The following is a 22514-nucleotide window of genomic DNA, read 5'->3' as shown; positions in this document are numbered from 1 at the left end:
ACTTAAAAAAATCGTTAATTTGCAGCCTGTTTTGAAATAACAAGATAAAGAATAGTACAATGTCAAGAGTTTGTGAACTTACAGGTAAAAAAGCAATGGTTGGGAACAATGTGTCTCACGCCATGAATAAAACCAAGCGTAAATTTAATATCAATTTATTAAAAAAACGTTTTTATATTCCCGAAGAAGATAAGTGGGTAACCCTAAAAATATCTGCTTCTGCATTAAAGAACATCAATAAAAAAGGGATCTCTGCTGTCATGAAAGATGCTAGAGAAAAAGGATTTTTAAACAAATAATCCTAAACCATAAAGACACGAGAAAATGGCAAAGAAAGGCAATAGAATACAGGTTATCTTAGAATGTACAGAGCATAAAGAATCTGGTAAACCAGGTACTTCAAGATATATTTCAACAAAAAATAAAAAGAACACGCCAGACAGATTGGAGTTAAAGAAATTTAACCCTATTCTTAAGAAAATGACGGTTCATAAAGAAATTAAATAATATAAGTCATGGCAAAAAAATCAGTAGCATCGTTACAAACTGGATCTAAGAGATTATCAAAAGCCGTTAAAATGGTGAAATCTTCAAAAACTGGCTCTTATACTTTTGTTGAAAGTATTATGATTCCAGAGCAAGTAAATGACTTTTTAGCTAAAAAATAAGTTATTTTAAAATATTTTAAAAGCCGTCCAGAGCCATCTGGACGGCTTTTTCTTTTTATGTATATTTACGCATGAATTTGTGCTGATTCTAGGTTTGACTTCAGCAAGAAAACCATCCAAGAGAAATGAGTTTATTTAAAAAAATATTTTCCAAAGAGAAAAAAGAAACCCTGGATAAAGGACTAGAGAAATCTAAAACCACCTTTCTTTCTAAGATGAGTAAAGCCGTTGCCGGTAAATCTACAGTAGATGCAAATGTTTTAGATGATCTTGAAGATGTATTGGTAAGCAGTGATGTTGGTGTTGCAACCACTATCAAGATAATTAAGAGAATAGAAGAACGTGTAGAGCGTGATAAATATTTAGGTACAGCCGAGCTTAATGAAATATTAAGAGAAGAAATTGCCGGATTGCTTTCTGAAACAGAAACAGACTCTGGAAATGGATTTGATTTCGATAATTCCAGTAAACCATATGTAATTATGGTAGTTGGTGTGAATGGGGTAGGAAAAACTACTACTATCGGGAAATTAGCACATCAATTTAAAAAGGACGGTAAAAAAGTGCTTTTAGGTGCAGCAGATACTTTTAGAGCTGCCGCTATAGATCAACTTCAAGTTTGGGCAGATAGAACCGGAGTGCCAATTGTAAAACAAAAAATGGGGAGTGATCCCGCCTCTGTTGCTTTTGATGCAGTAGAAGTTGCTGTGAAACAAGATGTAGATGTGGTGATCATAGATACAGCAGGAAGGTTGCATAATAAAGTGAACCTTATGAATGAACTAACTAAGGTTAAAAGGGTAATGCAAAAAGTAATTCCTAACGCACCTCACGAAGTATTGTTGGTTTTAGATGGCTCAACCGGTCAGAACGCTTTTGAGCAGGCTAAGCAGTTTACAGCGGCGACAGAAGTAACCTCTCTTGCAGTAACTAAATTGGACGGAACTGCTAAAGGTGGTGTTGTGATTGGAATTAGTGATCAATTTAAAATACCTGTTAAATATATTGGAGTTGGGGAAAGATTGGAAGATCTACAAGTATTTAATAAATTTGAATTTGTAGATTCGTTCTTCAAATAATAATAGTTTCTAATTTCTGCTTAGAAACCTTGAATTTTAATATTTTTTATATAATATGAAACAGTTTTTACTCTCCCTCTCCTTATTATTAGTTATTGCTTGTAAGGAAGAATCCAAGCAAATGAAATCGGAGCCAATTGATCAGGATACTACAAAAGTTGCTGATTTTAGAGAATTCAAAGTTTTGGATTCAAAATATATCCAATCAGATTCTATCTGGGCTCCATTCAATACAGAACTAGAAGCTTTTTCTGAAGATAGATATGAGCAATTATTGCCACTTATCTTGGATCAAGATATTCCTAGTTTGCAAAAAGCGATAGCTTCAAACACTTTTACTTACGAGGAACTAGTGTTGTTTTATTTAAAACGTATTCAGAAATATGATAGAAATAATGACTTGAGTCTAAATTCTGTTATTTCATTAAATCCGAATGTTTTACAAGAAGCTCGCGATAAAGACCAAGGGCTTAAAAATAAAATGATGAAGCATCCAATTTTTGGAATTCCAGTGCTTCTAAAAGATAATATAAATACAGCAAACATGCCTACTACGGCGGGTGCTATTGCTTTAACCAAAAACACAACTGGGGACGCTTTTATAGTGAAGCGTCTAAAAGAAAACGGCGCTCTTATCTTAGGGAAAGCCAATCTAAGCGAATGGGCATATTTCTTTTGTGGAGATTGTCCTAGTGGATATTCTGCAGTTGGAGGCCAAACATTAAATCCTTACGGAAGAAGAATCTTAGATACAGGTGGTTCCAGTTCCGGAAGTGCGGTCTCTGTTGCGGCAAATTTCGCTGCGGGTGCAGTAGGATCTGAGACTGCAGGTTCTATTTTATCTCCTGCAAGTCAGAACTCTTTAGTGGGTTTAAAACCAACAATTGGGGTACTAAGCAGAGGGGGAATTATTCCAATTTCCAGTTATTTAGATACTCCTGGGCCTATCACTAAAAATGTAATAGACAATGCTATCTTGTTTTCTGCGATGTCTGGAAGAGATTCACAAGATCCGGCTTCTGTAGAAAACAAAAATAACACCTCAAATTATTATGAAGATTTAGCTGAAGTTTCTTTAAAAGGGAAACGTTTTGGCGCTCTAAAATCTTTGATGGAGGATACCTTATATGTTGCAGCCATTAATGATCTTAAATCTGCAGGTGCTGAAATAGTTGAGTTTGAAGGAGAGGATCTAGATCTTCCAAACTTTACTAGATTCCTTAATTTAGAGATGAAGAGAGATCTTCCTGTATATTTCAAAAAATATGGAAATAAGGATTTATCTTTTAAGACTGTGAAGGATGTGGTGGCTTATAACAATACAGATACTTTGATGCGTTCACCTTATGGGCAGAAATTGTTTGATGGAATAGTGGCCGATTCTGCTACTCCTGAAGAATTTGCAGCTATTCAAGATACATTAATCACAAATGGGAAACGCTTTTTTGAGGTGCCTATGAAAGCTCATAATTTAGATGGAATTCTCTCTATAAATAATTACCATGCGGCATATGCTGCGGTTGCTAAATATCCAGCCATTACTGTTCCTATGGGATATGCAGAAAATAAGGCTCCAAAAGGCTTAACATTTATTGCCAGACCATACCAAGAAGCAGCTCTATTTAGCTGGGCTTTGGCTTATGAAAAAGCCTCAAACAAAAGAGTTTCACCTTCAAATTATAAAAATTAGGATGCCTAAAACCAATTTCAAGGCAATTATAAGTAAGATCATTGTGTTCTACAGTGTGTTTTATGTGGTAATGAAATTAATTGCCATCCTTTTTGATGATGTTTGGGTGCTTCCCAATCTAATTTTAGCTTTACCTTTTTTGCTTTTCGCAATAATTGGAGGTTTGCTTATAAAAAAAGAGAGCTTTTCATGGATCTTCGTTATAACAGGAGTATTGGTGATAAGCGCTATCAGGTATTATGAGGCTGAATGGGTAGTTGCTCTGCACGAGTATTTTACTTAACATATAGAAAACCGCTAATCTTCTTTTAATCAATTTTTAGGTTGTATCTTTGCAGCCGTTTTCCGCTACCACTATTTTTGTAATAGGCGGGAATTCAAAAAGGTATTAGGTTATGAGAACAAAGTCCAGAAGAAAGAATAAGATTAATGTAGTAACACTTGGTTGTAGTAAGAATGTTTACGACAGTGAGGTGTTAATGGGGCAGCTTCTTGCAAACGATAAAGAAGTTGTGCATGAAGAAGAAGGAAATATTGTTGTAATTAATACTTGTGGATTTATAGATAATGCCAAGGAAGAATCTGTAAACACTATTTTGGAATATGTTGCAAAAAAGCAAGAAGGAGAAGTAGATAAGGTTTTTGTAACAGGATGTTTGAGTGAAAGATACAAACCAGATCTTCAGAAGGAAATTCCAGATGTAGATCAATATTTTGGAACCACAGAATTACCAGAATTATTAGCGGCTTTAGAAGCTGATTACAAGCACGAACTTTTAGGAGAGCGTTTAACTACAACCCCCAAAAATTACGCCTATTTAAAGATTGCCGAAGGTTGTGATAGACCTTGCTCTTTTTGTGCAATCCCACTAATGCGTGGAAAACATAAATCCACTCCCATAGAACAATTGGTTAAGGAAGCAAAAGGTTTAGCGGCTAATGGCGTTAAAGAATTGGTGTTGATCGCGCAAGATCTTACATATTATGGTCTGGATATTTATAAGAAAAGAAATCTTGCAGAGTTGTTAGAAAACCTTGTGCAGGTAGAAGGAATAGAATGGATCAGGTTGCATTATGCATTCCCAACAGGTTTCCCAATGGATGTGTTGGATGTGATGAATAGAGAACCTAAGATCTGTAATTATTTGGATATTCCATTGCAACATATTTCTGACGATCTTTTAAAATCTATGAGACGTGGAACAACTCATGAAAAGACCACTAAACTTCTAAAAGATTTCAGAAAAGAGGTTCCAGATATGACTATCAGAACGACTTTGATCGTTGGTTATCCGGGAGAAACGGAAGAGCATTTTCAGGAATTAAAAGAGTGGGTTAAAGAAATGCGTTTTGAGCGTTTGGGTTGTTTTACCTATTCACATGAAGAAAATACGCATGCCTACAATCTAGAAGATGATGTGCCACAAGAAGTGAAACAACAGCGAGCTAATGAGATCATGGAAATTCAATCTCAAATCTCTTGGGAATTGAATCAGGAGAAAATAGGCCAAACCTTTAAAGTTATCATAGATAGAAAAGACGGGAATCATTTTATTGGTAGAACCGAATTTGATTCACCAGATGTAGATAATGAAGTTCTTATTGATGCTACAGAGATTTACCTAAAAACAGGTGAGTTCTATGATGTTAAGATAAATGAAGCGGCAGACTTTGACCTATACGGAACTCCGGTGAATGCAGATGTTTCTAAGCCCGTTAGGAAAGAATTAAAGATTAGGACATCATAATTAATAGAAGTTTGGTTACAATAGCTTAATCATTGCTTAATTTTTAGTTGACATATATCTTAGATATAACAAGGATATTTGGAATGTCTTAAGAAATTAAGTCAATTTCGTAAAATCTTTAGTTTTTGTCGACTTCGATTTATGAAAAAGCCGTCCTATCGGGCGGCTTTTATTTTAAATAACTAATTTTGACTTAAGGGTAACTTCCAAGTAACATTAACTTAACATTGGAGTCGCACATTTGCACCGACAAAAACAAACAGATAATGAAATTAAAATGGTCCATGTTACTTGTTTTCGGATTGGTGACTTCTTATTTTTCTCAAGCGCAAGATATCACAAACAACAAATTTGGTAAAGGTTTGGTAAACGTTGTAGCAAAAGATAGCTCCTTTAGCTTAAAATTTGCAGCGCGCTTTCAATCTTTGTACACAGGAAGCTGGGATTTTGCAAACAACGATAATTTAGAAAATGGAGTAAGCCAATTTTCAATTAGAAGAGCACGATTAAAATTTGAAGGTTTTGCTTATTCTCCAAAAGTAACTTATAAAATAGAGTTAGGATTATCTAACAGAGATATTAGCGGGGCTTCAGAATTTACTAGCAATGCACCAAGATATATTCTAGATGCTGTTTTAAAGTGGAACTTCTATGAGAATTTTGAATTATGGGCTGGGCAAACTAAACTTCCCGGGAACAGAGAACGGGTTATCTCTTCAGCAAACTTACAAACGGTAGATCGTTCTTTAGTGAACAGCGAGTTTAACGTAGATCGGGATATGGGATTCCAATTACATCATTATATTAATTTGGGTAAAAATGTTATTGTGAGAGAAGCATTTGCAATTTCTCAGGGTGAAGGTAGAAACGTAACTTCAGAAAACCTTGGTGGATTTCAATATACAGGACGAGTAGAAATACTTCCTTTTGGAGATTTCGATGATTATTCCGGCGCAGACCTTGATAGGGAAGAAACTCCTAAATTGGCCTTGGGTGTAAGTTACGATCATAATGTTAATGCGGTAAGAACAAGATCTAATAGTGGAAGCTATATGACCACAGATACCGGTTTTTTTGAAACCGATATAAACACATTCTTTGTAGATGGAATTTTTAAATATCAAGGATTCTCTGCAATGGCCGAATATGCTAAAAGAACCGCAGATAATCCAGTTGCTTTAAATTCTGATGGTACTCCAACAGGAAGAGTGGTAGAAGTAGGAGACGGTATTAACGCACAGGCAGGTTATTTATTTAAGAACAATTATGAAGTTGTAACTAGATACACGCAGGTTACCTTAGATGAAGCTTTAACCGGAGAAGGGGTAGAGGATCAGTATACTTTAGGACTTTCAAAATATATTGTGGGTCATAAATTAAAAGTTCAAACAGATGTAAGTTGGAACGATTACGAGGACAATGCAGACAATAGCTTATCATATAGATTACAAATAGACATTCATTTTTAAAAATAACTAAACCATGAAAAAAGTATTATTAATTGCAATTTTATCTTTCGCTGTTATTTCTTGCGGAAATAATAAAGGTCAGGATAAAAACGGAGGAGAGTCTGGAACGATATCTATAGATGGATCTAGTACGGTGTATCCTATTACTGAAGCTGTTGCTGAAGAATTTAGAGCAGTAAGACCTGAAGTAGATGTTACTATTGGAGTTTCTGGAACTGGAGGAGGTTTCCAAAAATTTGGAAGAGGAGAGATCAATATTTCAGATGCTTCAAGACCAATTAAAGCTGAAGAAGCTGCCGTCGCTAAAGAAAACAATATCAATTATGTAGAATTGGAAGTCGCTTACGACGGACTTGCAGTTGTAATTAATCCTGAAAATGATTGGGCTACTTCTTTTACAGTAGAAGAGTTGAAAAAGATCTGGGAGCCGGCAGCACAAGGGAAAATAAAAAAATGGAACCAAATAAACCCAACTTGGCCAAATGAAGAAATTCATTTATTCGGACCTGGTGTTGCTTCTGGAACTTTCGATTATTTTACTGAAGCTATCGTTGGAAAAAGTGGATCTAGTAGAGGTGATTTTACTGCCAGTGAAGACGATAATGTATTGGTACAAGGAGTTTCTGGTGATAAATACGGATTAGGATTTTTTGGATTGGCTTATTACGAGGCTAATTCAGATAAATTAGCCTTAGCTTCTGTAGATGGCGGAAATGGTCCGGTTAAACCTTCTACTGAAACTGTAAAGAATGGAACTTATACTCCATTATCCAGACCCTTATATATTTATGTAAACAGTTCTTCTCTTAACAATCCTGACGTTGTGGAATTCGTAAGATTTTATTTAGAAGAAGCTGGAGCTTTAGCTAAAGATGTAGGGTATATTGCAATGACAAAAGAAGAATATGCTGCACAAATGGAAAAATTCAATAAGTTTGTGGCGGATAACAAATAAATTAATCTGAAAATAAAGAAATATTTCTAAGAAGACTTAAAGTTCGTAAAAGCTGAATTAACCTGACCAAATATTGGTCGGGTTTCAGTTTCTAATATTGTATCGAAATATTTCAATTTCTTTACTTACAAGAATTCAGAACTTTAATAGAGACCTCTTTATTTATTATATAATTTTATAGATGCGAAAAATAAAGGAATTAGTGATAGAAAGAGCCTTGCTATTTAGTGCTCTTATTACTATTGCCGTTACAATTGGAATTATTTTAGTACTCTCTATAGAAGCTTTTAGCTTTTTTAGTGAAGTTTCTATAATAGATTTTCTAACAGACCCGGAATGGACCCCATTATTTACTAATAAACATTTCGGAATTTTATCACTGCTTTCAGGAACATTATTAACTTCTTTTATTGCAATTGCATTTGCAGTTCCTGTAGGACTTTCTATAAGTATCTATCTTAGTGAATATGCTCCCAAAAGTTTTAGGAGAACTATAAAGCCATTATTAGAATTACTTGCAGCGGTACCAACAGTAGTATATGGTTTCTTTGCATTAATGGTGGTAACTCCATTTTTGCAAACATTTATTCCAGGATTATCGAGTTTTAACTCCTTATCTGCAGGATTGGTTATGGGAATTATGATCATTCCATACATCTCTTCCTTAAGTGAAGATGCTTTACACGCAGTACCAAATTCTTTGAGAGAAGCAGCCTATGGAATGGGTTCTACAAGATTGCAAAATTCTTTTAAGGTTATGGTACCTGCAGCTTCATCTGGAATTATAGTGTCTATAATATTAGCTATATCTAGGGCCATTGGGGAAACTATGATTGTTGCTATTGCAGCTGGGCAACAACCAAGATTGACATTTGATCCTACAGTACCTGTAGAAACAATTACCGCATATATTGTTCAAGTGAGTTTGGGAGATGTACAACATGATTCTTTAGAGTATAAGACCATTTTTGCAGCAGGAATTACCTTATTTGTGTTCACTTTCTTGTTGAACACTATTAGTTATAGAATTCGTAAAAAATTCCAGGAGAAATATGAATAATATTAGAAAGAACAGGCTGAAAGATCAGGCTTTCAAAATATGGGGAATCTTCTGTACTTTGTTAGGACTTGTTTTGCTTGCAGTCTTTATTGGGAATATTCTCATAGATGGAATTATGAGAATAGATTGGGCGTTTGTTATGAACCTTCCATCTAGGCATGCTGAAGAATCAGGAATTTATACTGCTTTAATGGGTAGTATTTGGGTATTGCTATTAACTACTTTAATTGCGCTACCTGTTGGAATTGCCGCAGCAATTTACCTGGAAGAATATTCTAAAAAGAATAAACTGGCAACAATTTTAGAGGTAAATATATCTAATCTTGCAGGAGTCCCTTCTATTATATACGGATTGTTAGGCCTGGAAGTCTTTGTGAGGATCATGGAAATGGGAGCAAGTGTTTTGGCAGGAAGTTTTACCTTGGCCTTATTAATTTTGCCTATTGTAATTGTATCTACCAGAGAAGCTTTAAAAGCGGTTCCAAAATCTATTAGAGATGCTTCTTTTGCAATGGGAGCCTCTAAATGGCAAACAGTATATCATCAATTATTACCGGCTTCATTTGGAGGGATTTTAACCGGCGTTATTTTAGCTTTATCTAGAGCTGTTGGAGAAACAGCTCCATTAATTGTAATTGGAGCTTTAGCTTATGTGCCATTTGCACCATCATCCCCAATGGATGAATTCTCGGTATTGCCAATTCAAATATTCAATTGGATTACGCGTCCGCAACATGGGTTTGTAGAAAATGCGGCTGCAGCTATTATAATATTATTGTTGATTACCTTTGTAATGAATGGTATCGCGGTTTATTTCAGAAATAAATGGCAGAAAAAATTTAAATAACAGAAGTGTTATATTATGAGTAAAGAGAAAAAGGAAAGCGTGATAGAAAGTAGCATTAAACGCAAGTATAAATTACAAGCGAAAGATGTTAAGGTGTGGTACGATGATTTTATGGCTATCAAAGGAATCAGCATGGACATAAAACCCAATAAAGTAACTGCTTTTATTGGTCCTTCTGGTTGCGGAAAATCTACTTTTTTAAGATTGTTCAATAGAATGAACGATTATGTGGATGGTTTCAAAATGGATGGTGAAATCAATATAGACGATAAAAACATCAACGATAAGGATATAAATGTGGAATTGCTTAGAAAGCAAGTAGGAATGGTGTTTCAGAAACCTAACCCGTTTCCAAAATCTATCTATGAAAATGTTGCCTACGGACTAAAGATACAAGGTTTAAAGGATAAGAAATTCCTAGAAGAACGTGTGGAAAGTTCTTTAAAGAGGGTAGCTCTCTGGGAGGAAGTAAAAGACGATCTTAACAAAAATGCTTTGGCACTCTCAGGTGGTCAACAGCAACGATTATGTATAGCCAGAACACTTGCAGTAGAGCCGTCAATTATTTTGATGGATGAGCCAACCTCTGCTTTAGACCCTATCTCTACAGCAAAAATTGAAGAGCTTATCTATAAATTAAAGGATAAATACACCATTGTAATTGTTACACATAACATGCAACAAGCAAGTAGAATTAGTGATAATACAGCATTTTTCTATTTAGGAGAATTAATAGAATACGATAAGACCAATAAAATTTTCACCAATCCTGAAAAGCAACAAACCGAAAATTACATCACAGGACGTTTCGGATAAACTTAAACATTATGTTGAATTTAGAAGATCACAGAGAAATTTTGAATCAGTCCGGGTTGGAAATGTTCCAACTTGTTAGAAAACAATTTATAAAATCTAAAGAAGCTTTTCTTAATCACGATAGCGATCTGGCAGAAGAAGTTTTGCATACAGAGAATAGAGTGAATGGAATGGACCTTAAGTTAGATAGGGAATGCGAGCGTTTTATTGCATTGCATAATCCTGTAGCCAGCGATTTACGGTTTGTTTTAGCCTTAAGAAAGATCAATTTTGATCTGGAGCGTATCGGGGATCATGCTTATGGAATTTCTAGTTATATAGTTGAGGTAGATACTCCTGTTAATAAGGAAGTATTGGACAAATTAGAATTTGAGAAAATGTACAAGGCTGCCTTATCTATGCTAGACGATATTAGGGATGCTTACCAATCAGGAAATGCTAAAAAAGCTAGAAAGGTGTTTAAAAAGGATAAGATCCTCAATAAGATCAATCTAAACTCTTTTGGTGTTATTTCTGAAGAAGTTCAAAAAGATCCAAAGTTGATAGATCAATATTTATTGCTTTTTTCTGTGATAAAGAAAATTGAAAGGGTAGGAGATCTGATCACTAATATTGGTGAGGAAATAATTTTTTATCTCGAAGCTGAAGTATTGAAGCATAGAAAGAAAAAAGGCCCATCTAAGCCAAAGAAATAAATATTTATGAATATTTAGAACGCAGCCCTAAGTAATGCTTGGTGGCTGCTTTTTTATTTTTAAACAGTTCCATATCGCATATCAATTGTTTTCTAGAATATTTTTCGGGTTGAAATGTTGAAGTTTCTGAATCTTGCAATTCTTCAAATTGATCCAAACAAACTAAGACTCTGGAGATTCCTAAGAGTATAAAATTAATGAATTGCTTTATATTCTTTTTGGGATAAGAAGTTGCATGGGCATAAACCACTACTAAATTTAACTCCTTTACAAAAGCTGTTCTTAGTTTAAGGATATCTTGCGCACAAGTGGCTAAAGTTTGAATTTCTTGCTGTACATCTTCCCAAACATCAAAAATGTCATTACCCATTTGCATTAATCCGCCTGCCTGGTAAATTAGCTTTCCTTCAGCAGCATCTAAAGGATGTTGCATACAAAGCCTATAAAACAAAAAAGAATTTCCGCCCTTTAAAAAAGTAAGCTCTTTGATTTTGTCTTCTGAAATTTCTTTTCCCTGTTGAAAGATACTTTCCTTTTCCGTTTGAAATACTTCTAAAGCTTTTTGCTTCAATTTTTCAGGCTTTGAAGCTTTAGAAAGTCCTTTTTGGTATAGTTGAAGTCCTAATGCTTCAAAACTATTTTTAGGTATCAAGGAATCTGGATTCAAAACAAATTTTTCCAAATTACTCCATTCTTTGATAGGATCATCAAATAGATCATCTAAAAGACCAGAAATCCCTCCTAAATAGGTCATTGTATACCTTTCGGGATCAAATAATGTTTTGCCTCGGAGCGTACCGAATGCTGCACCTAAAAAGCCGGGAACTCCTAAAGCATAATAGTTAGTGATCTTTTTAAGATCGGCTTTAGAGATACTTCCATCATTAATCTCCTCAAAAGAGCTAAGAAGTGGTAGGAGATTTTGTTCTATAAAGCGTTTTTGCTTCTTTGCATTTTTATAGAAAAAAAATGCAACTGAAGGAAGTTTTAAAATCCCAACAGTTGCATTTAAAAATAAATTTCGATTATTTTTCATTCAAAAGAACTGGTTTCCCAAATTCAAGTTTTTCTAATTTTTCTAATTGTGTTTCAGCATCGCCCACAATAAGATAATACATTTTAAAAGGGTTTACATATTCCCCGGCTAATGATTTTAAGTCTCCCAAACTCATCCCTTTTACGATAACTTCTTGTTGTTTTATAAAATCGTCCTTATAATTAAAGTTTGCGATATCACTTAGCATATTTAGTTTTGCTCCTAGAGTTTCAAATTTTCTAGCATTGCTTTTAATCATAAAACTCTGAGTGATATCTAAGTCTTCTGGTTCCAGGCTTACCGGATAATTAATTAAGATATCCTTTATCAAATCTACAGCCTCATAAGTGATGTTTGTCCGAACACCGCTGGATATCTCAAAAGGACCTTTTATATTTCCGCCATTAAATCTGGAACGAATTCCGTAGGTGTAGCCTTTTCCTTCTCGTAATTCCTGTGTAAGCTGTGAGGCAAAACTTCCTCCCCCAAGACGATAATTCATCACTTCTGCTTTATAGAAATCCTCATCTGTAGCTTTTAAGGCTGGAGCTCCAATTTTAATAACAGACTGCTTTGCTCCCGGAACATTATAAAAATAAACTTTTGATACTTCCGGAGCTTTTGGCTCAGGAAATTCAGGGATCTTTACAGTAACAGGTTTCCAATTCGCTGAAATAGCTTTTAAAGACTCCTTAGCCATTTTTTGGTCTAGATCTCCCACAGCCATATATTTAGCTCTCATTGGAGAGAGATTGTTTTTATAATAGGCTTTAAGATCTTCTAAGGCAATCGCCTCCACAGATTTTGCAGTTCCTAAAATATTCTTGGAAAGGATATGATCTTTACCATAGATCAGTTTTTTAAATTCTATTTCAGCTATACTATTTGGATTTGCCTGCTGCTGTTGCAACTGACTAAGAACTTGCTGTTTTGCTAATTTAAATTCGGCTTTATCCCATCTTGGTTCCAATAGAATTTCTTCTACCAGTTTCATTGTTTCCTCAAAATTGCGAGTCAAGCTGCTTCCGGAAAGAACGATTTTTTCATCCTCTGCATTTACATAGATATTAGAGCCTAGTAATTCTATAGCTTCTTCCAACTCTTGCGGAGTCTTATTTGCTGTTCCTTTGGTTAGTAACTTAGCCAATAAGTTAGAAACCCCGGTCTTATTTGGTTTTTCCAACAACAACCCGCCTTCCATTTCTAAACTGAATTGAATAATTGGCACTTCTCTAGATGTGATTCCTGAAACGCTCAAGCCAGAAGGTAAATTGAATTTCCATATTTCAGGAACTACAATTTCCGGATTTCCCCAGTAAGGAGGTTCGGTACTTCTATCAAAACTACTCGGTGTTTTTTCATAGGATATATTACTAGTGGAATCAAATTCTTCTTCGGCTCCTTCAACGATCTTCTCTTCAACAACTGTTGCTGGTACTGCATTCTCTAAAGCGAGCTCTTTCTGAGCTTTCGGCACAAAACTGGTAGCCACATATGGCTTTCCTTTAATATATTTATTATAAACACGCATCACATCTTCTGCAGAAACCTTTAAGATCTTCTCCACATTTTTATTGATCTCATTGGGATCATTTGCGAAGATCTGATATTGTGCCAATTGAAATCCTTTACCTAAAACACTGGAAATACTATTATAGAAATCTGTTTCCTGTCCGGCTTTAATTCTTTTTAGATCTTTTTCTGAAATTCCATTCTTCTCGAACTCTTTAAAAGTTTCATCAATAGCCTTTTGAACTTCATCCAGATCTTTTCCGTCATAGGCTCTTACCTGAAGCATTAATTGTCCAGCTAATTCAGAGGTATAATCGAACATATTCACCCTATCTGTAAGCTCTTTTTCTACTACCAACTTTTTATAAAGAGGCGCATTTTTGCCATCTGCCAGATATTTAGATAAGATCTCCAGGGCATAAGAATCCTCGTGATAAGAATATTGAGAAGGCCAGGTAAGTGTTAGTTCTGGAAGATTCGCAAAATTATCTTCGTAATAAAGACTTTTGGTCTCTTTTAAATTAGCCGGTCTTTTTTCTTGTCTTGCGATATCGGTTCCTGCAGGAATCTCATCAAAATATTTATGAACCCATTCTTTGGCTTGCTCCTTATCAAAGTTCCCTGCAATAGTTAAGGTTACATTATTTGGAACATACCATTTATTATAAAAATCTTTTACATCCTGTAAGGTTGCATTTTGCAAATCTTCTAGAGAGCCAATCACTTGCCAGTGATAAGGATGATCTTTGGGATAAAGGTTTTGGTCTATTACTACAAGAGTATGGCCGTAAGGTCTATTATCTACTCCTTGTCTTTTTTCATTTTTCACTACTTGCTTTTCCTTAGCTAATACTGGTTCAGTCACCGTGTTGATAAAGTAGCCTAATTTATCTGCTTCTGCCCAGATCATTTTTTCAAGCGCATCGCTGGGAACAGTCTGGAAATAGTTCGTTCTATCCCTGCTTGTAGATCCATTTGCACCGGAGCCACCAATACGTGCGCTCATTTTATCGAGTCCGCCTTTCCCTAGATTTTCAGATTCTAAAAACAATAGGTGCTCAAAGAGGTGCGCAAAGCCGGTTCTGCCTTCTAGTTCCCGTGCAGAACCAACATGGCTGGTAAGTGCTACAGCAACCACAGGATCTGACTTGTCTTGATGCAGGATCACTCGCAAGCCATTTTGTAAAGTAAAGGTCTCAAAATCTACATTGATTCCGGTCCCTTTTTCTTGAGCTACTATTGAAATAGGAATCGCTAAGAAAAGGAGTAATAGTGCTGAAAAAGTAGTCTTCATATTTTTATTTCTAATTTTATTTTGATTTTCTTACCCTTTTTTGTGTTGTAAAAGTATTTTGTCACCTTGAGACCTGTGATAAAAAAAATTATCTAGCTTAGGATATTGACGTATGAGAGATGCTGAAACGAGTTCAGCATGACGGCAGTTAAAATAGTATCGTCACCCTGTTCCGATAGCTATCGGAATGGTTTCAGGGTCTCTTATTCTGAGGCAACTTAGAAAATACGTCAATTGTAATTTATTTTAGGGTCTAAATTTATTGTATTTATTTATTATTCATTGAGATTCTGAAACTCCGGAAGCGTCTGGACAGAATGACGTCATTTATCCTTTTGTGATACTTTACGGACAATCAATTAAATCTTCAATCTATAAGTATCATTGTTTACAAAGAACACTGCATTCACAAAAAACAGTTTCCCGTTCTCCCAGAAAGCTCTAAACAAAGGATTATCTACCATATAAATAATGCTTCCATTACCTATTTGTTCCTCCCCGAAGATCATGGAATTCTTCATATTTTTTGTGGCTTCGCTTCCAGCAAAACCAGAGACAACCTCTGGAGAATCCTCCAAATAGGCGATATTATATCCTTCAGATAAATAGCTGTAACTATCACTGCTTAATTTTAAACTGAAATAAGAATCTCCGTATCCAAATGCCATTGGGTGTGTTTTGTCTAAAGTAGTTTTTATAATACTCCCTGTTATTAGGTCTTTAATACTTTCTCGTTCCCGAGTAGCATAAGGAATTAGATTTGCGGTTGCAGTAGTATCTTTTTTAATTTCAGGTTTATTCTCTTTTAAGTTGAACCCTTCCTTACCGGAGAAACTACCGACTGCATCTCCAATTGCAATAACTTTTCCACCCTCCTTGATCCAGGATTTGATATTTTTCAAAGCCTCCTCATTCAGTAGACTATTATATCCTCCTGAAGGCATCACCAATACATCGATAAGAGAAAAATCTATATTCTTAAAATAGTCGGTATCAATTGGGGTGATAGGGTAGTGTAGATCTTTTTCAAAAAAGTGCCAAATCTCACCAAAGTTTAGTGAGGAAACTCCCTCACCTCTTAGCACACCTACTCTTGGTTGGTTAATAATTTTTATTTCTGAAGAGCCAAAATCTGGTCCGCTTTTAGAAAAACCGGAGGTAGCTGCCGTAAGCTGTCTTCCATGCTCGTTAGCAATTTGGATTACTTTAGTATTAAAGTCTTTAAGAGTTCTATTATCACTTTTAGTAATTATAAGACTTCCAGGATTGAATATCTGACCCTCATTTTCAAATTCCAGCGTACTATATCTTACCTTAATTCCTTCTTTCAGTAAAGCTGCCAGAAAACGTGCGTCTTCCATGCTATCCCATTTAGAGATATAACCGCTTGCATTTGAAGCATTGTTAACTATAGAAGTGTAGGAGTCAGCTTGAGTATTGTTTAATAATTTATTACTCGCTACTGCTTCAAGTCCGTAGGCGTAGGGTAAACTCCAGGCAGTAATATCGTAAGTCAAGGAGTCACTTAACTTGGTGTTAGGCTCGAATAATACTTTAACCATTTTTCCTTTTGGCTGATTGGTATTTATAACCAAAGTATTCTCGTTGGTATTAAAATCTGCTTGCTTATTCTGAGAGTAATTAAAACCTTTTATTTTTCCTGAATTGGTTGCGCCATATTTTATTTCATGAAGATCGAGCAGCGATTTTAAAGCTGCAATTTTATCAGCGCTACCATTCAACGCATAACTTTTGTAGGATAACTGATCGTTTTGAAAGAACTTATTGAATTCAGAATTTAATTTTTCAACATTTTGCGAAGCGATCTCCACGGTAGATAATCCTGTAGTAAAATGGTGCGCTACACGATCTACAAGAGTTAACTCGTAACCTTCAGTAGTTTGAATTCCAAGCCCTGCTTGTCCGCCACCTGCTTGCTCGTAGGTCATTCCAATTGAGCCCATATAAGTTGGGTAGGTATCTCCATAACTTGGATATAAAAGATCGAATCGTTCTTTGGTGAAATAAAGCCAACCTTTTTCATCGAAATATTTTGCATGATTTTTACCTATTTCAGCTTGGAAATCGCGTTGAAATGGAGTGATTATTTCATGAAAAGGCTCTGCTGCCGGAGCAAAATAATATGGATCGTTGATGCTTTGCTCATGAAAATCTACATGAATATGAGGTAACCAGGTGTTATATATTTTTAATCTGGCTTTTGTCTCTACCTGTGTAGCCCAAGCCCAATCTCTATTAAGATCAAAAAGATAATGATTTGGTCTTCCTCCAGGCCAAGGTTCATGGTGTTCTGCAGCTAAAAGAGACGCATTATAAGGACTTGCTTTTACCTGATTGTACCAGTTGGCATAACGGTCTCTCCCATCAGGATTAATACAAGGATCCATAATTACCACCGTATTCTTAAGCCATTCTTTTTTATTGGTTACCAATTCATAAACAGTTTGCATAGCAGCTTCTGTACTGGAAGCTTCATTTCCGTGGACATTATAGCTTAACCATACAATTGCTTTATCTGCTTGATTTCCGGAGTTATTGGTATTTACTCCTGCATTGCTTAGATGATTCTTTCTAATTTCATCAATATTCTTTAAATTTTCTTCTGAAGAAATTGTCGCATACGTAAGTTGCCTATTCTCATTGGTTTTTCCGTACGTACTATATTCAACTAAATTGGAATTTTCTGCAACATGCTCAAAATAATTCACCACATCTGCGTGTCGGGTAAATTGAGTTCCAATTTCGTAACCTAAAAACTGTTCAGGAGATTGAAGATTTTGTGAGATTAAAGAAGATGTAATTAAACAATTGATGAGGAGGAATAAGATAAATTTTTTCATATAGATAAGCGAATATTGAAATTTGAGTAGTAAAGATAGCATACAGGCCGGAATTAACTATAATTTAGGGTGTAAAATACTTATCTTCGATATCTTTACCGCTTAAAATTTATTTATGCCTGCATACTGTCTTTCCTATCGCGAAACAAATTATTACTCTAGCCTTATTTCAGATTATCTGGATCAAAAAGAGGAGCTAAAGCCCTTCTATCATAGATTTCCAAGTATAGAGAATTTTGAGGCTCAGATTAAGGATAAAAAAGATGTTTTTTCAGCTGATAAGCGTGAGTTGTTGGTGAAAGTTTTGGAGCAACAATATTCCGAAATTGAAAAAGGAGAAGAGGTTTCAGCCAATATAAAAGCGCTATCAAACGAAAATACTTTTACTGTTACCACAGGGCATCAATTAAATCTCTTTACCGGTCCATTGTACTTTTTATATAAAATTGTTTCTACTATAAATTTAGCTTCAGCATTAAAAAAAGAATACGCTAAAAATGATTTTGTGCCTGTCTATTGGATGGCTACAGAAGATCATGATTTTGAGGAGATCAATTATTTCAATTTGAATGGTAAAAAATTTAAGTGGAACAGCCAACAAAAACAAGCTGGAGAAGATGCTGTTGGAGAGTTACATACGGAAGGCTTAGAGGAAGTTTTTAATCTTTTTTCAGCAGAAATAGGAGGAGGGAAGAATGCCGAAGATCTTAAAGATTTATTTAAGTCGGCTTATTTAGAGCATTCGAATTTAACCGATGCAACACGCTATCTTGCACATCAACTTTTTAAGGAATACGGACTGGTAATTCTTGATGCTCATAATAAAGAATTAAAGGCAGAATTTATCCCGTATGTAGAAAAGGAGCTATTTGAAAAGGTGTCCCATACTACTACAATTTCTGTTGCAGAAAAACTGGAGCAGCTAGACTATGGAATACAAGTAAACCCGAGGGAGATCAACTTATTTTATTTAAATGCTGGCTTGCGTGAGCGAATTATAGAGAAAGAAGGATCATTCTATGTAAACGAAACAGAAATTTCTTGGAACAAAGAAGAAATACAAAATGAAATTCAAGATTTCCCAGAACGCTTTAGTCCCAATGTGATGCTTCGGCCACTTTATCAAGAAGTGATCTTACCCAATCTTTGCTATATAGGTGGAGGAGGAGAGTTGGCATATTGGTTTGAACTAAAGGAAATGTTTGAAGAATTAAAGGTGCCTTTTCCAATTTTATTACTTCGGAATTCAGCTTTGATAGAAACAAGCAAGCAAAATAAAAAACGCGGTAAATTAGATATTTCTCAATCAGAATTGTTTCTGAAGCAGCACGAACTTATAAATAGAAAAGTGAGAAAAATATCTAATATAGATATCGATTTTTCTCCTCAGAAGGGACATTTGGTAAAGCAATTTCAGCAACTATATGAATTGGCAGAAAAAACGGATCCTACATTTCTAGGTGCTGTGAAAGCTCAAGAAGTAAAACAATTGAAAGGCTTAGAGCATCTGGAAAACAGACTACTTCTGGCTCAAAAGAGAAAATTGAAGGATGAGGTTTCAAGAATTGCAGCATTGCAAAACGAGCTTTTTCCGAATAAGAGTTTACAAGAACGGCAAACTAATTTTTCTGAAATGTATCTGGAATTTGGACAAGCTTTAATTCCTACATTAATTGAGAATTTAGACCCCTTAGAATTAAAATTTAAAATACTGACTTTTGGAGAAAAATAAAATGCATAGCATAGATATGGATTTGGTGGAAATGACGCTAGATGTTATGAAATACACCATAGAACGTATATCGAATGTAACTCCTGAATTGGGTGCTCCAAAAAAGGAAGAAGAATTGTTTGCAATGGTTGGAGAGACCATCACTCCCAAAGGGATTGGGGGAGAAACTGCTTTTAAGCTTTTTAAGGATGTCTTAGTAAAGGCAACAGTGCCTATAGATCACCCAAGACACTTGGCTTTTGTGCCTGCAGCTCCCACCCGAGCGGCAATTATGTTCGATCTGGTAACCTCTGCTTCCAGTATTCATGGTGCTTATTGGATGGAAGGTGCAGGTGGAATTTTTTGTGAAAATCAGGCAATGAAATGGTTGGTTTCCTTAACAGGCTTGCCTAAAGATGCATTTGGGGTTTTCACCAGTGGAGGTACAGCCGCAAATTTATCGGCATTAGTTGCGGCAAGAGAAGATTGGAGAAGTAGAGATGAAAATCATAAAGCTGTAAAGGGGCTTTTATTGACATCTGATGGTGCACATAGTTCTATTCAGGCAATGGCAAAGGTTATGGATGCAGACCTGGAAATGGTTTTATGCAATGGAGAAAATCTTGCCGGCCCTGAATTAGGCAAAACTATAGCTAATTTAAGCAAAGAAGATCGGGAAAGACTATTTGCAGTTGTTGCTACCGGTGGAACAACAAATGCAGGGATTATTGACGAATTGGACACTATCGCTGATGTTTGTGAAAAAGAAAACGTTTGGTTTCATGTAGATTGTGCTTATGGCGGGGGTGCTTTAGCTGCTCCATCGGTAAGACATTTATTCAATGGAATTGAGAAAGCAGATAGCATTACTATAGATCCTCATAAATGGCTTTTTTCACCTTATGATTGTGGGGCGGTGATTTATAGGGATATGGAATTAGCTAAGAATGCACATTCGCAAAAAGGTTCTTATCTGGAGATCTTTAAAGATGATGGTGCGCACGGATTCAATCCAGCAGATTATCAAATTCAGCTAACCAGAAGATTACGCGGAATGCCATTATGGTTTTCACTAGCGATGCATGGAACTGAGAAATACAGAGATTCTATAGAACGCGGAATTGAACTTGCTAAAATTGCTGCAAATAAAATCAAGGAGAGAGATTATTTGGAATTGGTTAGGCCTGCGAGTTTATCTGTAGTGTTGTATAGAAGAATAGGCTGGACTCCAGATCAATACCGAGATTGGACCTATAAGAACCATAGAGAAGGAATTGCTTTGGTAACTCCAACTAAATGGAAAACAAATGGGGAAGATGAAACCATTTCCAGATTTTGCTTTATAAATCCGGATACTACAGAAGCGGATATAGATTTGATTTTGGATACGATGAAGTAGAATTTAATTTTTATCTCAATAAAATGAACCTTCGACAGGCTCACAAGCTCACTTGATTGTCATTCCGACGTAGGAGGAATCTCTTATAAACTGAAATCTTGCCTCTTTGAGATCCTTCCTGCGTCAGGATGACACTTCAGTAAAATTAAAGTTAAACAACCTTTTTCGCTTCTTCAGGAATATCCCACAAATCTTCCAATTCCTCCAAAGTTTTTCCTTTGGTCTCTGGGATATATTTATAGGTAAAGAATACAATTCCTAGTATGATACTGAAAAGATCCATTCCAGAAATCACCTTCATTCATTTTACTTTCAGCAACCATCGGGAAAGATTGAGTTACCAAATAATTAGCTGCCCATTGTAGCTTGTCTCAGACTTCGCTTTTGTATTCAAGATGTTTTCAAATCAAATCAAAGTGGGAAGTCATGATCACTCTTCGTTAAGCTCAGGGCAGAATGACAAGAAACAAAAAAAGCCTGAAAGATAACTTTCAGGCTTTTTTAGTTGAATTCAGTAAAAAAATTACTTAGAAGAAGTTTCTGCTCCTTTATCTACTGCAGGACGTTCTGCTCTGTTAGCAATTTCCCATGCTGTTAGGAATACTAAACGAGCACGTTTTTCTAAAAGATCGTATCTAATTTTATCTGGAGTATCTGTCATTTTATGATAATCGGCATGAACACCATTGAAATAGAAGATAATTGGAATATCGTTTTTAGCGAAGTTGTAATGATCACTTCTGTAATAAAAACGGTTAGGATCGTTCTCATCGTTGTAAGTATAATCCAAGTCTAATTTGGTGTACTTGGCATTTACTGCTTCACTTAAGTCATGAAGTTCTGTGCTTAACTTATCACTACCTATAAGATACACGTAGTTGTCGTTCTTTTTGTGAGCCTCATCTGTTCTACCAATCATGTCGATATTAAGATTAGCAACAGTTTGAGAAAGAGCAAAAACAGGATTGTCTGTATAATACTTAGATCCTATAAGTCCCTTTTCTTCACCAGTTACATTCAAGAATAAAATAGAACGCTTTGGGGTGAATCCATCTTTTCTGGCTTTTGTAAAGGCTTCTGCAATTTCTAAGATTGCAACGGTTCCAGAACCATCATCATCTGCTCCGTTAAAAACATTCCCTTCATCATCCATTCCCACATGATCATAATGAGAAGAGATCACTAAAATTTCATTTGGCATTTCACTTCCAGGAATGTAAGCTAGTACATTTTCAGAATCTTTTACATCTCCTCTAAACATAGAAGAAGGAACTTCTTGATAATAATCGTCTCCACCAATTGGTGAAATTATTTCTAAAGATTTGTATTCTTTTTTAAGGTATTCTGCAGCTTTCTTTTGACCTGGCTCACCAGTTTCACGACCTTCAAAATCGTCACCTGCAAAAATATATAAATGCTCCTTTAATTCTTTAGAAGTTATGCTCTCTGCATAATCCATAGGGTTAATATCTTCAATCTGTTTAGATTGATGAGCACCACAACTAACTAGAACTACAGTAAGGGCGCTAAAAAGTACTTTTTTCATAAGGGTATAATAATTTAATAAGTGCGGCAATATAAGAGATTTACTAGGATTTTACAGATTAGGAGCTATAAATATATCTTAATTCCTGTGATGTGGTTCATTTTGATTGAGATCACTATTTGATTGAT

General features: G+C 35.4%; 20 protein-coding genes. 15 read left to right on the top strand and 5 right to left on the bottom strand.

What is annotated here, in order from left to right:
* Positions 1-59: 59 nt before the first annotated feature.
* The 13 genes from rpmB (at position 60) to phoU (ending at position 11027) form a co-directional block, all read left to right on the top strand.
* Positions 60-299 (top strand): 50S ribosomal protein L28, encoded by a 240-nt coding sequence (rpmB, locus tag H033_RS0116555; RefSeq protein ID WP_026839299.1) that lies wholly within the window; start codon positions 60-62, stop codon positions 297-299.
* A gap of 25 nt (positions 300-324) precedes the next feature.
* Positions 325-507, top strand: coding sequence for a 50S ribosomal protein L33 (rpmG, locus tag H033_RS0116550; protein WP_010229301.1), 183 nt, complete (start codon positions 325-327; stop codon positions 505-507).
* Positions 508-515: 8 nt separating this feature from the next.
* The gene (locus H033_RS21440; protein WP_081661893.1) at positions 516-668 is read left to right on the top strand and encodes a DUF4295 domain-containing protein; all 153 of its coding nucleotides are present in this window, start codon (positions 516-518) and stop codon (positions 666-668) included.
* 125 nt (positions 669-793) lie between these two features.
* A complete protein-coding gene (gene ftsY, locus H033_RS0116540) occupies positions 794-1747 on the top strand; it encodes a signal recognition particle-docking protein FtsY (RefSeq protein ID WP_026839298.1) in 954 nt (317 codons plus the stop codon).
* Between the two features lie 55 nt (positions 1748-1802).
* Positions 1803-3437: an amidase family protein gene (locus H033_RS0116535; protein WP_026839297.1), complete on the top strand. Its 1635-nt coding sequence runs from the start codon at positions 1803-1805 to the stop codon at positions 3435-3437.
* A gap of 1 nt (position 3438) precedes the next feature.
* Positions 3439-3720 (top strand): hypothetical protein, encoded by a 282-nt coding sequence (locus tag H033_RS0116530; RefSeq protein ID WP_034886489.1) that lies wholly within the window; start codon positions 3439-3441, stop codon positions 3718-3720.
* Positions 3721-3832: 112 nt separating this feature from the next.
* The gene (gene rimO / locus H033_RS0116525) at positions 3833-5185 is read left to right on the top strand and encodes a 30S ribosomal protein S12 methylthiotransferase RimO (protein ID WP_026839295.1); all 1353 of its coding nucleotides are present in this window, start codon (positions 3833-3835) and stop codon (positions 5183-5185) included.
* A 266-nt stretch (positions 5186-5451) separates the two neighbouring features.
* The gene (locus tag H033_RS0116520) at positions 5452-6654 is read left to right on the top strand and encodes a porin (protein WP_026839294.1); all 1203 of its coding nucleotides are present in this window, start codon (positions 5452-5454) and stop codon (positions 6652-6654) included.
* A gap of 13 nt (positions 6655-6667) precedes the next feature.
* Positions 6668-7609 (top strand): PstS family phosphate ABC transporter substrate-binding protein, encoded by a 942-nt coding sequence (locus H033_RS0116515; RefSeq protein WP_026839293.1) that lies wholly within the window; start codon positions 6668-6670, stop codon positions 7607-7609.
* A gap of 181 nt (positions 7610-7790) precedes the next feature.
* Entirely contained in the window at positions 7791-8669 is an 879-nt protein-coding gene (pstC, locus tag H033_RS0116510; protein WP_026839292.1) for a phosphate ABC transporter permease subunit PstC, read from the top strand.
* Positions 8662-9516: a phosphate ABC transporter permease PstA gene (pstA, locus tag H033_RS0116505; protein ID WP_026839291.1), complete on the top strand. Its 855-nt coding sequence runs from the start codon at positions 8662-8664 to the stop codon at positions 9514-9516. Before pstC ends, pstA begins: the two co-directional genes overlap by 8 nt.
* A gap of 15 nt (positions 9517-9531) precedes the next feature.
* The gene (pstB, locus tag H033_RS0116500) at positions 9532-10332 is read left to right on the top strand and encodes a phosphate ABC transporter ATP-binding protein PstB (protein ID WP_051228022.1); all 801 of its coding nucleotides are present in this window, start codon (positions 9532-9534) and stop codon (positions 10330-10332) included.
* An 11-nt stretch (positions 10333-10343) separates the two neighbouring features.
* Positions 10344-11027 carry a phosphate signaling complex protein PhoU gene (phoU, locus tag H033_RS0116495; protein WP_051228018.1) on the top strand — a complete coding sequence of 228 codons (684 nt, stop codon included), beginning with the start codon at positions 10344-10346 and terminating at the stop codon, positions 11025-11027.
* A 4-nt stretch (positions 11028-11031) separates the two neighbouring features.
* On the opposite strand, the gene H033_RS0116490 is transcribed toward phoU, so the two are convergent.
* The 3 genes from H033_RS0116490 to H033_RS0116480 all read right to left on the bottom strand — a co-directional run bounded on the left by H033_RS0116490 (position 11032) and on the right by H033_RS0116480 (position 17730).
* Positions 11032-12063 carry a hypothetical protein gene (locus H033_RS0116490; RefSeq protein WP_026839288.1) on the bottom strand — a complete coding sequence of 344 codons (1032 nt, stop codon included), beginning with the start codon at positions 12061-12063 and terminating at the stop codon, positions 11032-11034.
* The gene (locus H033_RS0116485) at positions 12053-14869 is read right to left on the bottom strand and encodes a M16 family metallopeptidase (protein ID WP_026839287.1); all 2817 of its coding nucleotides are present in this window, start codon (positions 14867-14869) and stop codon (positions 12053-12055) included. The genes H033_RS0116490 and H033_RS0116485 overlap by 11 nt, the downstream gene beginning before the upstream one ends.
* Positions 14870-15228: 359 nt before the next feature.
* A complete protein-coding gene (locus H033_RS0116480; protein WP_026839286.1) occupies positions 15229-17730 on the bottom strand; it encodes a M14 family metallopeptidase in 2502 nt (833 codons plus the stop codon).
* A 115-nt stretch (positions 17731-17845) separates the two neighbouring features.
* Between H033_RS0116480 and bshC the strand changes: the two genes are divergently transcribed.
* Positions 17846-19462, top strand: a complete 1617-nt coding sequence (gene bshC, locus H033_RS0116475; RefSeq protein ID WP_026839285.1) for a bacillithiol biosynthesis cysteine-adding enzyme BshC — start codon at positions 17846-17848, stop codon at positions 19460-19462.
* A gap of 1 nt (position 19463) precedes the next feature.
* Complete coding sequence (locus tag H033_RS0116470) at positions 19464-20840, top strand: pyridoxal phosphate-dependent decarboxylase family protein (RefSeq protein WP_026839284.1); 1377 nt, start codon at positions 19464-19466, stop codon at positions 20838-20840.
* Positions 20841-20991: 151 nt separating this feature from the next.
* Here H033_RS0116470 and H033_RS21435 read toward each other — a convergent pair whose 3' ends face one another.
* Together H033_RS21435 and H033_RS0116460 are read right to left on the bottom strand one after the other, a co-directional pair.
* Positions 20992-21141: a hypothetical protein gene (locus H033_RS21435; protein WP_316928656.1), complete on the bottom strand. Its 150-nt coding sequence runs from the start codon at positions 21139-21141 to the stop codon at positions 20992-20994.
* Positions 21142-21363: 222 nt separating this feature from the next.
* Positions 21364-22386, bottom strand: coding sequence for a M28 family metallopeptidase (locus H033_RS0116460; protein ID WP_026839283.1), 1023 nt, complete (start codon positions 22384-22386; stop codon positions 21364-21366).
* Between the last annotated feature and the right edge of the window lie 128 nt (positions 22387-22514).

Origin of the sequence: Gillisia sp. JM1, assembly GCF_000424645.1 — a bacterium.
In the GTDB taxonomy this organism is placed as follows: Bacteria; Bacteroidota; Bacteroidia; order Flavobacteriales; family Flavobacteriaceae; genus Gillisia.
The sequence above is the reverse complement of the archived record's forward strand: the minus strand, read 5'-3'. Positions and strand labels throughout refer to the sequence as shown.